Consider the following 15,420-nt stretch of genomic DNA (forward strand, 5'->3'; position numbering starts at 1 on the left):
CGGGTTTGGAAGCCGAGCCGCTCTCGGCCCACGACATCGAGAGGCTCGACCGCAGCACCAACCTTGCCGAGGGCCTGCCGGGGCGGGCCTATTATGATCCGGCCTTCTACGAGGCCGAGCGCAAGCATATCTTCGCCGCCGGCTGGGTGGGCGTCGGTTTCGCCAGCGATATTCCCAACGCCGGTGACGTCGTTCCCGTCAGCGTGGCCGGATACGAGCTCATCCTGGTGCGGCTCAAGGATGGTGGCATCAAATGCTATCATAACATTTGCCGTCACCGCGGCATGAAGCTGGTCAAGGACAAGGGCAATGTCAGGACAATCCGCTGTTCCTATCATTGCTGGACCTACGGCCTGGAAGGTAATCTTCTGGCCACGCCCGCCATCGCCGGCGTCAACCAGAACAATGCGGAGGATTTCGATCTTTCCGAGCTGTCCCTGATCGAGGTGCGCAGCGGCCAGTATTTCGACATCATCTTCGCCAACATCGACGGCAAGGCTGTCGAACTCGAGACGTTCCTGAAGCCGGTTCGTGAGCGCGTCGAAGGCATCTTCGACTTCTCTCTGCTTAAGCCAGCGGATCCGGCGACGGGCCGTGGCAGCCGGGACTTCGCGGTCAACTGGAAGATCGTCCTGGAGGGAGGGATCGAAGACTACCACCTGCCGTTCGTCCACAAGGCCTTCGACCACAGCAAGGACTACACATCCGAAATCGGCGGCGAGGTCTATTCGGGTTTTTCGTCGCGGCGCTCGCTTGCCGAAGCCCAGAAGCGCTACGCCACCAAGGCCTCGGACGGCAATGCGCTGCCCTTCTTCCCTGTCGTGGAGGAGACCGGCGTCGCTCACGCCGTCATCCTGTTCATCTTCCCGGCAACGATCCTGACCTGCACGCCAAGCTACGTCTCGGCGTCTCTGCAGTTGCCGCGCGGGCCCACTTTGACCCACTACACCTCCCGCACCTACTTCATCGGCGATGCGGCCACCGCCCCGGAATTCAAGAAGCTGCGCGACGAGAACACCATCTACTGGAAGCAGGTTCTCGACGAGGACGACGGACCCTGGACCCAGGTCCAGGCCATGGCCCCCATCCGCGAGGAACTCAACCTGCCAAGCCGCTTCTCTCCGCACTGGGAGGTCGCTCTCCACAACTTCCAGAAAACCGTCGCCGCAAAACTCAACAGCGCGCAGTAGAAAGCCCAGGCAACGGGCGACAATGACGCGTCAACGCGCTGGGGTTACGGCCGGATTGTATAGCGTTTTGTGCCGAAATCCTTGGGCCAACTGGCTGCAATAGCCGCAATCCTCCGGGCATCCACCTGTCTTGATGCGGAGCAGCCGACTGAGCTGGACCTTATTGGGATTGAAATTCTGGCGGTGAACCGCTTGCGTCTGAAACAGCAGGTCGTTGAAAGGCGCGTCATTGAACGCTAAGAGCGTCCGCTTCCGGCCGCTCTCGTTGAATTGGGCTTTGGACGTCGCCAAATCCGAAATAGCTGGCTGCATTTTCCACCTTATTCCTGCGCGCCTATGAGTTTCGACGCTTGCCTTCCATAAGGTCCAAGACGGCGCCCGCGGCGTCCAACACATTGGTGCCGGGACCGAACACCGCCGCCACGCCGCGGTCGATCAGGAACTGGTAGTCCTGGCGCGGCACGACGCCTCCGCAAATGACGATGATGTTTTCCTCGCCTTTAACCTTCAGCGCGTCGATCAATTGCGGCAGCAGCGTCTTGTGGCCAGCCGCGAGCGAGGACACGCCCACGACATTGACCTTTGTGGCGATAGCCAGCTCGGCCGCCTCGCCCGGCGTCTGAAACAACGGTCCGGCGACGACTTCGAAGCCGATATCGCCAAAGGCGGAAGCGACGATCTTGGCGCCGCGATCGTGGCCATCCTGGCCGAGTTTGGCGACCATGATCTTTGGGTTGGCGCCGCGCGAAGCCGTGAAGTCTTTGAGGCGCGAGACCAGCGTCTTGAACTCCGGCTCCTGGTCGTAGGCCTTGCCATAGACGTTGCTGACCACCTCGGGAACCGCCGTATGATCACCAAACGCCTTACGCATGGCATCTGAAATCTCCCCCACCGTCGCACGGGCCCGTGCCGCCTCAACCGCCGCTTCGAGCATGTTGCCTTCGCCGCTAGCTGCGATCTGGCTGAGTGCGGCCAGCGTATCGCCGACCCGCCTGGGATCGCGCTGGCGCCTGGTCTTTCCGATGCGGGCAATCTGCGACTGGCGCACGGCTGCGTTGTCAATGTCCAGTATATCGATGTGGTCCTCGGTCTCGAGCCGGAACTTGTTGACGCCGACAATGACGTCTTCGCCCTTGTCGACGGCGGCCTGACGGCGTGTGGCCGCCTCCTCGATCAGCCGCTTCGGCAGTCCGGAGGCCACGGCTTTCGTCATGCCGCCCATTGCCTCGATCTCTTCGATCAGCGCCCAGGCCTTTTCGGCAAGCTCATTGGTCAAGCTTTCCACGTAATAGGAGCCCGCAAGAGGGTCGATGACCTTGGTGACGCCGGTTTCGTGCTGGAGAATGAGTTGTGTGTTGCGGGCGATGCGCGCCGAAAACTCGGTCGGCAACGCGATCGCCTCGTCAAAGGAGTTGGTGTGGAGCGATTGCGTGCCGCCAAGCGCCGCGGCCAGCGCTTCATAGGCGGTTCGCACGATGTTGTTGTATGGGTCCTGTTCCTGCAGCGATACGCCAGAGGTCTGGCAATGGGTGCGCAGCATCAATGACGATTGCTTCCTCGGCTCGAACTCTTCCATGATCCGCGACCAAAGCAGCCGCGCCGCGCGTAGCTTGGACGCCTCCATAAAAAAATTGATGCCGATGGCGAAGAAGAACGAAAGTCGGCCGGCGAACTCATCGACGTTCAGGCCCTTGGCGATGGCCGCCCGGACGTATTCGCGCCCGTCTGCCAGCGTGAAGGCCAGTTCCTGGACCAGCGTCGAGCCGGCCTCCTGCATATGATAGCCCGAGATGGATATCGAATTGAATTTCGGCATTTCCCTTGCCGTGTATTCGATGATGTCGGCGATAATCCGCATCGAGGGTGCTGGCGGATAGATGTAGGTGTTGCGGACCATGAACTCCTTGAGGATGTCGTTCTGGATGGTTCCGGAAAGTTTGTCGCGCGCAACACCCTGTTCTTCTCCCGCGACGATGAAATTCGCGAGGATCGGGATCACCGCGCCGTTCATGGTCATCGACACCGACATCTCTTCAAGCGGAATGCCGTCGAACAGGATCTTCATGTCCTCAACCGAGTCTATCGCCACGCCAGCCTTTCCTACATCGCCCTCAACGCGGGGATGGTCGGAATCGTAGCCGCGATGGGTGGCAAGATCGAAGGCTACCGAAAGGCCCTTCTGGCCAGCAGCGAGCGCCTTGCGATAGAAGGCATTGGATGCTTCGGCTGTCGAGAAGCCGGCATACTGGCGGATCGTCCACGGCCGCCCGGCATACATTGTAGCGCGCGGCCCGCGCAGGAACGGCTTCAGACCCGGTAACGAATTGAGTTGGGCGATGCCTTCGAGATCCGTTGCGGTATAGAGTGGCTTGACGGTTATTCCCTCCGGCGTATGCCAGACTAGATCGTCTGGCGACCGCTTCAGTTCACGCTTGGCGAGCTTTAGCCAGTCCTCGTAAGTCACACGTTCGTCCATAGCCCCGCCCTCACTCGAATTCCATGATGAGTTCATCGACGGCCAGGCTGCCGCCCACTTGCGCTGCGACGCGCCGGATCGTTGCCCGGCGCTCGGCACGCAGCACGTTTTCCATTTTCATGGCTTCGACCGTGGCAAGCACTTGGCCCGCCTCGACCTGATCCCCCGCTTGCACCGAGATGGCGGTGATCACGCCGGGCATAGGACAAAGCAGCATCTTGGAGGTGTCCGGCGGTAGCTTTTCGGGCATCAGCTGTGCCAGCTCGGCAATTCGGGGCGTGCGCACGCAGGCGACCACATCCACACCGCGATGACGCAGCCGGATCCCAGATGCAGCAAATCCCGTCTTCACACCGAGCGTTTTATTGTCGACGGTGAATTGGGCATGGGAGCAACCGGGGAGCCAGTCGCTGGCGACCGAAATCCAAATACCTTCGCTAAAGCTGACGACAGTATTCCCCTCTTCTTCCCTGGCTGCGGTATCAAAGTTTTGGCCTGCCAGCGTCACCACCCAGTGCTGGCCCACGGCGCGACGGTGATTGTCCATGGCGCCGGAAATCAGCGCTGCGCGGGTCTGCACTCGCAAATTGATGAAGACGGCGATTGCAGCAAGCTTCCTGGCCACATCCGCCGACGGAGTTACGCCCGAAAAGCCGTCGGAATACTCTTCGGCAATGAATGCAGTCGTTAGCCGGCCTTCGCGAAACCGCGGATGGTCCATGACCGCTGAGAGGAACGGCAGATTATGGCCGATGCCCTCGACCTCGAAATCGTCGAGCGCCTTCCCCATGGCATCGATGGCTGCCAGTCGCGCGGGCGTCCCCCCTCCATCCGGAGCCCAGGTGCACAGTTTGGCGATCATTGGATCGTAGTACATCGAGATCTCGCCGCCTTCGAACACCCCAGTGTCGTTGCGTACAACTGTGCCGTCGTCGCGCTTGCCCTCGACTGGAGGACGATATCGGGTCAAGCGTCCGATTGATGGCAGGAAATTGCGGTATGGATCTTCGGCGTAGAGCCGACTTTCAATGGCCCAGCCTCGCAGCTTGACGTCATCCTGCGTGATCCGCAGCTTTTCGCCGGCGGCAACGCGGATCATTTCCTCGACCAGATCGATGCCAGTAATCATTTCGGTCACCGGATGCTCGACCTGAAGCCTCGTGTTCATTTCGAGGAAATAGAATTTCCTGTCACCATCGACGATGAATTCAACCGTCCCGGCGGAGAAATAGCCCACGGCTTTGGCCAATGCCACGGCCTGTTCGCCCATGGCCTTGCGCGTCGCAGCATCGAGGAACGGTGACGGCGCTTCCTCAATGACCTTCTGATTGCGGCGTTGGATCGAGCACTCGCGTTCGCCCAGATAGATCAAATTGCCATGCTGATCGCCGAGCAATTGGATCTCGATGTGGCGCGGCTGGGTGATGAATTTCTCGATGAAGATGCGGTCGTCGCCAAAGGAGGATTTCGCCTCATTCTTCGACGAATGAAAGCCTTCGCGCGCCTCGGCATCGTTCCAGGCAATTCGCATGCCTTTGCCGCCGCCGCCAGCCGAAGCCTTGATCATCACCGGGTAGCCGATCTCGCCAGCGATCCTCACCGCCTCGTCGCCATCCACGATCAGGCCCATATGGCCGGGCACGGTCGAGACTCCGGCGGATGCGGCGATCTTCTTGGAGGTAATCTTGTCGCCCATCGCCTCTATCGCCACAGGCGGCGGCCCGATGAAGGCGACGCCTATAGCTTTCAATGCCTCTGCGAAATTGGCGTTCTCCGACAGGAAACCGTAGCCCGGATGCACCGCATCGGCTCCGGTTTGCCAAACCGCATCGAGTATCTTGCCAATGACGATATAAGACTGGTTCGATGGCGACGGACCGATATGCACGGCTTCGTCAGCCATTTTGACATGCATCGCTTCGCGGTCGGCGTCCGAATATATGGCCACGGTGCCGATGCCAAGCGTTCGCGCGGCCTTGATGACGCGACAGGCTATCTCGCCGCGATTGGCTATGAGGATTTTCTTGAACATGATTGCCTATCGCTAAGTCAAAACATCTCTGGATCTGGTCCGATCCGGAGTTTTTGAAGATCAATGACACAAAGGTACCAATCCATTTCACCCTGATGGCCAAGCCAGATCGGACCATCCTGGCCGACAGACGAGGCAACTTGCCTCGGCGACATGCAGGCTGCGTCACCACAGAGAACCCGATTACGCATTTCTCGTCCTCACAGCGGCATCGTGTCGTGCTTCTTCCAGCGAGTATCGACGCTCTTGCCACGCAGGGCGGCGAAGGCGCGGGCAATGCGCCGGCGTGAGGAGTGCGGCATGATCACCTCGTCAATGAAGCCACGTTCAGCCGCTACGAACGGATTGGCAAAACGCGCTTCGTAGTCCTTGGTGCGCTGCGCGATCTTGTCTTTGTCGCCAAGCTCTGAGCGATAAAGAATTTCGGTCGCTCCCTTGGCACCCATCACAGCGATCTCGGCGGTTGGCCAGGCATAATTGACGTCGGCGCCGATGTGCTTGGAGGCCATGACATCGTAGGCGCCGCCATAGGCCTTGCGCGTGATCAACGTGACCATTGGCACCGTCGCCTGGCTATAGGCGAACAAAAGCTTCGCCCCGTGCTTGATGACGCCGCCAAATTCCTGTGAAGTTCCCGGCAAGAAACCCGGCACGTCGACCAACGTGAGGATCGGGATGGAGAATGCGTCACAGAAGCGGACGAAGCGTGCCGCCTTGCGCGAGGAATCGATGTCCAGGCAGCCGGCGAGCACCATCGGTTGATTGGCGACCACACCAACCGTCTGGCCCTCGATGCGCATGAACCCGGTGATGATGTTTTTCGCAAAAGCCCCCTGGATTTCGAAGAAGCCGCCCTCGTCGGCGATCGCAAGGATCAGTTCGCGCATGTCGTAGGGTTTTGCCGCGCTGTCGGGGATCAGCGTGTCGAGCCGCATCTCAAGGCGCGACGGGTCGTCATGGAACGGACGCACCGGCGGCTTTTCGCGATTGTTGAGCGGCAGGAAGTCGAACAGCGCCCTGACCTGCTCCAGCGTCTCGACATCGTTGTCGTAAGCACCATCCGCAACCGACGATTTCGTCGTGTGCGTGCGTGCGCCACCGAGTTCCTCGGCAGTGACGATCTCGTTGGTGACGGTCTTCACCACATCGGGTCCCGTCACAAACATGTAGGAACTGTCTCGCACCATGAAGATGAAATCAGTCATGGCCGGCGAATAGACCGCGCCGCCTGCGCATGGGCCCATGATGACGGAAATCTGCGGCACGACACCGGACGCATCGACGTTGCGCTTGAACACGTCGGCATAGCCGGCAAGCGATGCCACGCCTTCCTGGATGCGCGCGCCACCTGAATCGTTCAAGCCGATTACCGGTGCCCCGTTGCGTACCGCCATGTCCATGATCTTGCAGATTTTCTGCGCATGCGTTTCGGACAGCGAACCGCCGAGCACGGTGAAATCCTGGCTGAAGACATAGACGAGCCGGCCGTTTATGGTGCCCCAGCCGGTGACGACGCCATCGCCGGCGATCTTGTGGGCAGCCATGCCGAAATCCGTAGCGCGATGGGTGACATACATGTCGTATTCCTCGAACGATCCTTCGTCCAAGAGCACCTCAAGACGTTCGCGGGCCGTTAGCTTTCCCTTGGCGTGTTGCGCCTCTATGCGCTTTTGTCCCCCACCGAGCCGGGCCTCCTCACGACGTATTTCAAGTTGTTCTAGGATGGCCCGCATCAGCGGTCGGCCTTGCGGTTAACTGCCTTCCAAGCCATTGGGAAAAGCAATGCTGCCAAGGCTGCCTTGATGAGATCGCCGGGCATAAAGGGGTAAAGTCCGAGGGCCAAAACCGGCTTGTCGAAACCGATGACGGCTCCAAGCCAGAACAGACCCGGCAGGTAGATGACCGCACCGGCCAGGACCGCCGCTGCCATGGCCGTCAGCGGATGCCGATCCCAACCACGTTGGGCCAGCCGCCCGCAAAGAAACACCGCCAGCAGATAGCCCAGAAGATAGCCGCCGGTAGGCCCAAACATGTAGGCGAGCCCAATCCCTTTTTCCGGCGTGCCGGCGAAAACGGGCAGACCGAAAGCGCCTTCACTCAGATAGAGCAGGATCGCGGCCAAGCCGCGCCAGGGCCCGAGGGCAAGACCTAACCCAATGACGACGAAGGTCTGCATCGTCAGGGGTACTGGATAGAAGGGCACCGAAATCTTCGCCGCTATGGCGAGAAGTATCGACCCTGCCAAAGCCGTCATGGCAGTGAGGACCAAACTGTTACCGCGGCTTTCGGCAATCGCGCAGAAAATTGTCATCTTCCTCTCCAGTGGACAGTCTTGGCGACAGCCGACTTGAGAGGTGCGAGAAAACTATTGAAAGGTGCAATCACGAAAATGCAAACTGAAGATAGCAAATTTCCGATGATGGCCAGCCAAGCTCAATTTCCTTCGCAATCGGGAAATTTCGGGCTGAACAGCGCGCTGGCTCGCCTCTCGCGCGAGGTCAGCCCGGTGATGGGGATCGCGCGCCCGTACAAGACCAAGCAGGAAGCGCTGCAGATCGCCAACAACTCGATCTACGGCATTCGCGGCTATGTCTCAGCGAAGACCACGAGCGATGCTGCGAATACGCAGGCGGGCCTGCGCGCAGCTCGAATTTCATTCAACGGCCCCAACACCAACTCGCTTGCGCCGATTTAACCGGCACAGCAACCTGCGCCTTTAAGGTCCGCCGCCGCCGTCGAGGGAGACGAGAGGGCACCCACCTCATGGCGCAGCAGATACTACAGGTCACAGAGCCCAGCCCGCCGATCATCAGCAACAAAAGTCCTCTTCATGTCACAGACCCGGCTCGGGAAATTCGACACCATGGCGCTTTACGGCGTCCAGCCATGGCCGGAGCGAAGCAGCGGCGCCGCGATGCTTTCCTATTGAGCCCGCTCCAAATACGCCGATCTTCACGGCTGTGGCCCACTTCTCAAGTATTGCTGCCCTGGATTGTGGCGATCACCGCATCGGTTACCTCCCGGGTCGTTGCTGTCCCGCCGACATCTGGCGTAAGAACGCCTGCTGCACAAACGCTCTCGATTGCTTTCATCAACCGTGAGGCAGCATCCATCTCGCCGAGATGCTCGAGCATTTGGCAGGCCGTCCAGAAAGCAGCGACCGGATTGGCAATGCCCTTTCCGGCGATATCGAAGGCCGAGCCGTGTATGGGTTCGAACATGGAAGGAAACCGTCGTTCTGGATCGATGTTCGCCGTCGGCGCGACGCCAAGGCTGCCTGCCAGAGCCCCGGCGAGGTCGGAAAGGATGTCAGCGTGGAGGTTCGTCGCTACAATGGTATCCAGGCTTTCGGGATGTAGCGTCATGCGAACGGTCATTGCATCAACTAGCATCTTGTCCCAGGCCACGTCCTTGAATTCGAGGGCAACCTCCGCCGCGATCTCGTCCCACATCACCATTCCGTGGCGCTGGGCATTCGATTTGGTCACGACGGTGAGCAGTTTGCGGCGTCGAGATTGTGCCAGTCGAAATGCATAGCGCATGATGCGCGTGACAGCATGGCGGGTGAAGATAGCAACCTCGGTTGCTACCTCTTCCGGCATACCGCGATGGACACGCCCGCCGTGTCCTGCGTATTCGCCTTCCGAATTCTCGCGGACGATCACCCAATCGAGATCCCCTGGCCCCTTCCCTCGCAACGGTGCCACGATCCCCGGCAAAATTCGCGTCGGGCGGACATTGGCGTATTGGTCAAAACCTTGGCAGATCGCCAAGCGAAGACCCCAGAGAGTGATATGGTCAGGTATGTCGGGTGTGCCGACGGCACCGAAGTAAATCGCGTCATGGGCTTTGAGCTGGTGCAGCCCGTCATCGGGCATCATCTTCCCGTGGGCCTTATAGTGGTCCGAGCCCCAATCATAGCGCGTGATGTCGAGGCAAAACTCACCTGTCCGCTGGCCTAACGCAATAAGAACCTCAAGCGCTGCATCGATAACTTCCGGCCCGATGCCATCGGCTGGAATCGCTGCAATCGCGTAACTTCGCATCAGTGGCCTCCGCGATCGTTCGTCCATGAATCCGCGCGAAGCAAATTCGCGGCAAGCATGCAAAAAGGGATGGCACCCACTTTTTGCATGCTTTTTGCCTAGTGCCAGTGAACCCGGCGTTCAAGCAAGGGGCTCAATCGCCTACCAACGCGGGCAGTCCTTGACGTTTTCCTTCGTGAGCGGAAACAGCTTGTAGTCGATGTACTGACCCTTCTTGGCCTCCGCCGGATTGTTCAACGCTTTGAAGAGCGCGTCGAATGATAGTTCGCCGATCAGTTTCGGTTGCGTGCAGACTGAGGCGTCCATCTCGCCAGAGGTGAGTGAGTTGTCTCCGAGGTCTGATCCGCCGCCGGTCGCGATGAGGAGAGCCTTGGCATTTGCGGCTTCGATAGCTTTGGCGCAACCGATGGCCATGTCGTCAGCATGGCTGAAGATCATGTCCAGGTCCGGATTTGCGATAAGTGCATTCTGGCAGATCCGCTCACCGGATGCCGGCGTCCAGTCAGATGGCTGCGACGAGACGACCTTGAATTTAATCTTCGCCTCGTTCAGCGCCGCTTCGAATCCCTGTTGCCGCTGCTTCACGACGGAGAATCCCGGCGCACCTTCGACAACCGCGATCTTTGCTTCACGATCTTTCGGAAGCACGCCCGCTGCATAGATGCCTGCGACATGCCCCGCCTCGATGTCATTTGTCGTTACGAGCGCGGTGAGATTTGGATAGACGTAGTCGACGGGGTGCGTGTTCGGATCCCCTACGGGCACGGCTGAAGCGACGATGGGAATTCCCGCCTCGGCGACTTTGTCGACAAGGCCCTGGACCGTGACGGAGTCGTTTGGCATGAACGCGATACCGTCGACCTTCTGGAGAATGAGATCGTCGATCTGATTCGCCTGCGTTTCCATGCTCATTTTGGGGTCGAGCAAAATAACCTTGACGCCGTTCGCCTCGGCTTTCTCTTTGAAACCGTTCACGAGGACGACATCATATGGATAGGCCATGGTATTCGGGATAAGACCGAACACCAAGTCCTTCGCCGATGCAACGTTCGCCGTCAACGATGCGGCGGCAAGTCCGCCCAAAAGTATTCGACTGATCTTCTTGTTCATTTCTGTATGTCCTCCCGGTTGTGGTCGCCAAGCTGGCGAGGCTCGATGCGCCAGGTGCGCGCACAAAACTGACCTCAAAAACCTCCAGCCATTGAAATATCCGTGCTCTGGTCAGCTAGATATGAACACGCTGCCGTACTACTTTGCTGCGTTAGATTTCCCTCTATTTTTATCTGGCTTCGCGGAAATTCCACCTGCGCAAGGAACACCGTAGCACCGGACTACCGTTGGGTAAGTGCCTCCACCCGCCAACGTCTTTCACGCCGGACGCAAAGATGAACCACTGGCCACTCTTGCGTTCGCTGACTTAGAGCGGAGTCCATTTCCGCGTCCTTGGAAACGTGCGACAGCCATGCCATCTAGGTCTCCCGCGCCGCCGAAGCGGTTTGTTTTTCCTCGCCTTTTCTCAGCCGACGGCAGGACGCCACTCAACGTTCCGGTTCAGATGTCATCTCTTCAAAACTGAAAAGGCCGCCCGCACTTGCGCGCGGACTGCCGCGTGCGTGTCTGTTCGGGTGGTCGAAAGGCCAGAGCCGCTCCGGGTCAGTGATCCATGGCTTTGACTATTTCCTCGGTCATCTTCTTGGCGTCGCCGAGCAGCATCATGGTGCCGTCCTTGTAGAACAGAGTGTTGTCGATGCCGGCGTAGCCGGAGCCGAGCGAGCGCTTGACGAACAGGCAGGTGCGGGCCTTGTCGACATCGAGGATCGGCATGCCGTAGATCGGGCTCGACTTGTCGTCACGGGCCGAAGGATTGGTGACGTCGTTGGCGCCGATGACGTAGGCGACATCGGCCTGCGCGAACTCGGAATTGATGTCCTCAAGCTCGAACACTTCGTCATAGGGCACATTGGCTTCGGCCAGCAGCACGTTCATGTGGCCGGGCATGCGGCCAGCGACCGGGTGGATGGCGTATTTCACGTCGACGCCGTTGGCCTTGAGCTTGTCGGCCATCTCGCGCAGCGCGTGCTGCGCCTGGGCGACCGCCATGCCGTAGCCGGGCACGATGATGACTTTCTGTGCGTTCATCATGAGGTAAGCGGCATCGTCGGCCGAGCCCTGCTTGACCGTGCGCTCGATGCCGTCATCGGCGGCTGCAGTGGTCTCACCGCCGAAGCCGCCGAGGATGACCGAGATGAACGACCGGTTCATGCCCTTGCACATGATGTAGGACAGGATGGCGCCGGACGAGCCGACCAGAGCGCCGGTGATGATCAGCGCCAGATTGCCGAGCGTGAAACCGAGCGCGGCTGCCGCCCAGCCGGAATAGGAATTCAGCATCGAGACGACGACCGGCATGTCGGCGCCGCCGATCGGGATGATGAGCAGAACGCCGAGCGCCAGCGACGCCGCGACGATCAGCCAGAACACCAGCTTGGCCTCGGTGGTGACCAGAAGCACGATCAGCACGATCAGCGCGATGCCGAGCAGGGCATTGATGATGTGACGGCCGCCGATCATGATCGGCTTACCCGACATACGGCCGTCGAGCTTGAGGAAGGCGATGACCGAGCCGGTGAAGGTGATGGCGCCGATAGCGACGCCGAGGCTCATCTCGATCAGCGCCTGGGCGTGGATGTCGCCGTTGGTGCCGATGCCAAAACTTTCCGGCGCGTAGATGGCGGCCGCCGCCACCATGACGGCGGCAAGGCCGACCAGAGAGTGGAAGGCGGCGACCAACTGCGGCATCGAGGTCATGGCGATGCGGCGCGCGGTAACGGCGCCGACACCGCCGCCGATCGCAAGGCCAAGCACGATCAGGCCGAAGCGCCCGGCGGACGGGGTCGCCAGCGCCAACGTGGTGGCAATGGCAATGCCCATGCCGATCATGCCATAGAGATTGCCCTGGCGGCTGGTGGTCGGATGCGACAGGCCGCGCAGCGCCATGATGAACAGGACGCCGGAAACGNGTAGCCGACGAAGATCGCCAGCACGAAGATGGCGAAACGGAAGACGAAGGGGTCGATGGCGCCGCCCGACAGCGCGTGCGCGGCATCACCCGCCGCATCGGCGCCGGGAGCATTGGCCAGGTTTTGCACCGCAAGCCGGACGGCGGCGCTTGCCTGGTCGAGCTGGTCGAGGGCCTTTTGCAAGGTCTGATCCATCACGCGATCCCCTTCGGCTTGGCGGCGGACTTGCCGGCAGTGGCTTTGTCGGTTTTCGGTGCAGCCTTCTTCGGCGTGGCATCGGCGACCATGGTCTTGGCCGGAATGGCCGCCGGTTCGACATGGGGCTGCTCCGCCGCCTTGGCGAAGGCCGGATGCACCACGCGGCCGCCATCGGTCAGCATAGTCGCCTTGACAAGATCGTCGTCGCGATTGATGGCGAGCGTCTTGGTCGTCTTGTCGACCAGCGTCTCAACGAAGGCGAACAGGTTCCTGGCGTAAAGCAGCGATGCCGACGCCGCGATGCGGCCGGGCACATTGAGATGGCCGACGATTTTTACCCCATTGGCCGTTGTCACCACCTGGCCCGCTACAGCGCCCTCGACATTGCCGCCGCGCTCGACCGCGAGGTCGACGATCACCGAGCCCGGCTTCATCGAGGCGACCATGGCCGCCGACACCAGCTTCGGCGCCGGACGGCCGGGGATCAGCGCCGTGGTGATGACGATGTCCTGCTTGGCGATGTGCTCTGCCGTCAAGGCGGCCTGCTTGGCCTGATATTCCTTCGACATTTCCTTGGCGTAGCCGCCAGCGGTCTCGGCCGCCTTGAACTCATCATCCTCGACGGCGAGGAACTTTGCGCCAAGCGACGCCACCTGTTCCTTGGCGGCGGGGCGAACGTCGGTGGCGGTGACGACGGCGCCGAGGCGGCGCGCCGTGGCGATCGCCTGCAGGCCCGCGACGCCGACGCCCATGATGAAGATCTTCGCCGCCGGCACGGTGCCGGCCGCCGTCATCATCATCGGCAGCGCGCGGTCATACTCCGATGCGCCGTCGATCACGGCCTGGTAGCCGGCGAGATTGGCCTGCGAGGACAGAACGTCCATCGACTGAGCGCGCGTGATGCGCGGCATGAATTCCATCGAAAAGGCGGTGACGCCGGCCTTGGCAAGCGCCGCGACCGCGGCGTCGTTGCCGTAGGGGTCCATGATGGCGATGACTGCCGCACCCGATTTGTAGCCCTTCAGCTCGCCATCGGTCGGTCGGCGCACCTTCAGCACCACATCGGCTTTGGCGGCATCCGAAGCCTTGCCGATCACGGCACCGGTCTTGGCAAACTCCTCATCGGGAATGCGCGACCTTGTGCCGGCGCCGGTCTCGACGATCACGTCTAACCCCAGCGCCGTCAGCCGCTTTACCGTGTCCGGCGAGGCGGCAACGCGCGGCTCGTTGGCGTCGAGCTCACGAGGGATGAATATGTTGGCCACTCTTGTGTCCCTCTAACGATTTGTCGGTCCGCCCGATGGCATCGGATGATGCCATCGGGTCGCATGCTGCCTTGGGAGGCGAAATTCGCCGGACCGCTCTGAAAACCAGGCCCCTAAAATTGCGGATCAACAGGTTCCCCAATCGCCCTGCCGCACTATGCCAGTTTCCTGCCCCGGAAATGCCGTCCGCACCGGCTCTCCGGCACGTCCATTGTCGTGTCCGGATTACCCGGATCGTGAGGGCGCACCGGTATCACTTCCCGCTGTTCTTCTTCGATTCGCTTTCCATGTTGACGCCGTTGAGTGCGCCTACATGGTCGCTCAGCATCGGCACATAGTCGTCCGCTCTACCGATCGCCTCGACGTGTGCGTAATAATGCCGGGCCGCCGAAGCCATGACGGTTACCACGCGGGCATCCGCCGCAATATTGCTGATGTAGCGAAGGTCCTTAGCGGCATTCGAGATAGCGAACTTGTGGGCGTCCCTGTCGCGATCGACGACGTAGCGCATGAAGGTCTCGAAGAACCCGTTGCCCATACGGCTTGGGCCGATCACATCCCTTATGGTCTGTGGCGGTATGCCGATCTTGGCACCCAGGACAACGACTTCGGAATAAAGCGCCCCGTACGACATGCCGATGAAATTCATCAGCAGCTTCATTTTGTGACCGCTTCCTACGGGACCAATTCGCTTGATAGTACCTGCCCAGCATTCGATGACTGGTTTGACCGTGTCGAAAAGAGCCTCGTCGCATCCGACCATCGCATCGAGAGTGCCAGCCTCGGCCTCTTTCGGAGTTCGCCCCAAAGGCGCGTCGACCATGTGCGCTCCCCTCGACAAGAGCTCATCGGCTAGCTTCACCGTCGAGCCTGGATCGGCTGTGGAAGTGTCGATCACGATTAAGCCGGGACGAACACCCGCGAGGATGCCGTCGCTCCCCCTCAGCACGTCTTCGACCTGAGCCGAAGTTGACAGGCACAGGTGGATGATATCGCATTTGGCCGCCATGTCGGCTGGGCTGGCAGCTTCTTTCGCGCCCATTGCCAGAAGGCTTTCGACAGGCGCGCGGTTGGAGCGACCACGCACCCATAGCTCATAGCCCTTTTGGCGGATGTTCTTGGCCATGCCGTGGCCCATCAGGCCCAACCCGATAAAACCGATAACCGGTTTTTCTACCATGGTTCTTTTTCTC

At 60.4% G+C, this 15,420-nt stretch carries 11 protein-coding genes and 2 pseudogenes; 2 read left to right on the forward strand and 11 right to left on the reverse strand.

Translation table 11 applies throughout. The features are described 5' to 3' along the window. Nucleotides 1–1,190 (forward strand): aromatic ring-hydroxylating dioxygenase subunit alpha (locus X743_RS148085; RefSeq protein ID WP_023767251.1); only part of this gene is annotated, 1,190 nt, incomplete at its 5' end. 84 nt (nucleotides 1,191–1,274) lie between these two features. Here X743_RS148085 and X743_RS1000000171000 read toward each other — a convergent pair. The 5 genes and pseudogenes from X743_RS1000000171000 to X743_RS0136555 form a co-directional block, all read right to left on the reverse strand. Continuing rightward, a pseudogene (locus X743_RS1000000171000) lies at nucleotides 1,275–1,502 on the reverse strand (biotin synthase); the annotation flags it as partial. Nucleotides 1,503–1,524: 22 nt separating this feature from the next. Then, complete coding sequence (scpA, locus tag X743_RS148080; protein ID WP_023767253.1) at nucleotides 1,525–3,666, reverse strand: methylmalonyl-CoA mutase; 2,142 nt, start codon at nucleotides 3,664–3,666, stop codon at nucleotides 1,525–1,527. 10 nt (nucleotides 3,667–3,676) lie between these two features. Next, nucleotides 3,677–5,698, reverse strand: a complete 2,022-nt coding sequence (locus X743_RS148075; protein WP_023767254.1) for an acetyl/propionyl/methylcrotonyl-CoA carboxylase subunit alpha — start codon at nucleotides 5,696–5,698, stop codon at nucleotides 3,677–3,679. A 200-nt stretch (nucleotides 5,699–5,898) separates the two neighbouring features. Continuing rightward, a complete protein-coding gene (locus X743_RS148070; RefSeq protein WP_031257985.1) occupies nucleotides 5,899–7,431 on the reverse strand; it encodes an acyl-CoA carboxylase subunit beta in 1,533 nt (510 codons plus the stop codon). Continuing rightward, entirely contained in the window at nucleotides 7,431–8,009 is a 579-nt protein-coding gene (locus X743_RS0136555; protein WP_031257986.1) for a biotin transporter BioY, read from the reverse strand. The genes X743_RS148070 and X743_RS0136555 overlap by 1 nt, the downstream gene beginning before the upstream one ends. A gap of 78 nt (nucleotides 8,010–8,087) precedes the next feature. Between X743_RS0136555 and X743_RS148065 the strand changes: the two genes are divergently transcribed. Continuing rightward, on the forward strand, nucleotides 8,088–8,393 hold the full coding sequence (locus tag X743_RS148065; protein ID WP_156934472.1) for an aldehyde dehydrogenase family protein: 306 nt from the start codon (nucleotides 8,088–8,090) through the stop codon (nucleotides 8,391–8,393). A 277-nt stretch (nucleotides 8,394–8,670) separates the two neighbouring features. Here the strand turns inward: X743_RS148065 and X743_RS148060 are convergent, their stop codons facing one another. The 6 genes and pseudogenes from X743_RS148060 to X743_RS148040 form a co-directional block, all read right to left on the reverse strand. Next, complete coding sequence (locus X743_RS148060) at nucleotides 8,671–9,744, reverse strand: tartrate dehydrogenase (RefSeq protein ID WP_023767259.1); 1,074 nt, start codon at nucleotides 9,742–9,744, stop codon at nucleotides 8,671–8,673. A 141-nt stretch (nucleotides 9,745–9,885) separates the two neighbouring features. Then, nucleotides 9,886–10,854 (reverse strand): sugar ABC transporter substrate-binding protein, encoded by a 969-nt coding sequence (locus X743_RS148055; RefSeq protein ID WP_023767260.1) that lies wholly within the window; start codon nucleotides 10,852–10,854, stop codon nucleotides 9,886–9,888. Nucleotides 10,855–11,397: 543 nt separating this feature from the next. After that, a complete protein-coding gene (locus X743_RS148050) occupies nucleotides 11,398–12,741 on the reverse strand; it encodes an NAD(P)(+) transhydrogenase (Re/Si-specific) subunit beta (protein WP_023767261.1) in 1,344 nt (447 codons plus the stop codon). A 23-nt stretch (nucleotides 12,742–12,764) separates the two neighbouring features. Beyond that, nucleotides 12,765–12,959: pseudogene (locus X743_RS0136560) on the reverse strand (NAD(P) transhydrogenase subunit alpha); the annotation flags it as partial. Next, entirely contained in the window at nucleotides 12,959–14,227 is a 1,269-nt protein-coding gene (locus X743_RS148045) for a Re/Si-specific NAD(P)(+) transhydrogenase subunit alpha (RefSeq protein WP_023767263.1), read from the reverse strand. The pseudogene X743_RS0136560 and the gene X743_RS148045, both read right to left, overlap by 1 nt. Nucleotides 14,228–14,480: 253 nt before the next feature. Continuing rightward, entirely contained in the window at nucleotides 14,481–15,407 is a 927-nt protein-coding gene (locus X743_RS148040; RefSeq protein WP_031257990.1) for an NAD(P)-dependent oxidoreductase, read from the reverse strand. Nucleotides 15,408–15,420 lie beyond the last annotated feature (13 nt).

Source organism: Mesorhizobium sp. LNHC232B00 (assembly GCF_000502435.1).
GTDB lineage: Bacteria > Pseudomonadota > Alphaproteobacteria > Rhizobiales > Rhizobiaceae > Mesorhizobium > Mesorhizobium opportunistum.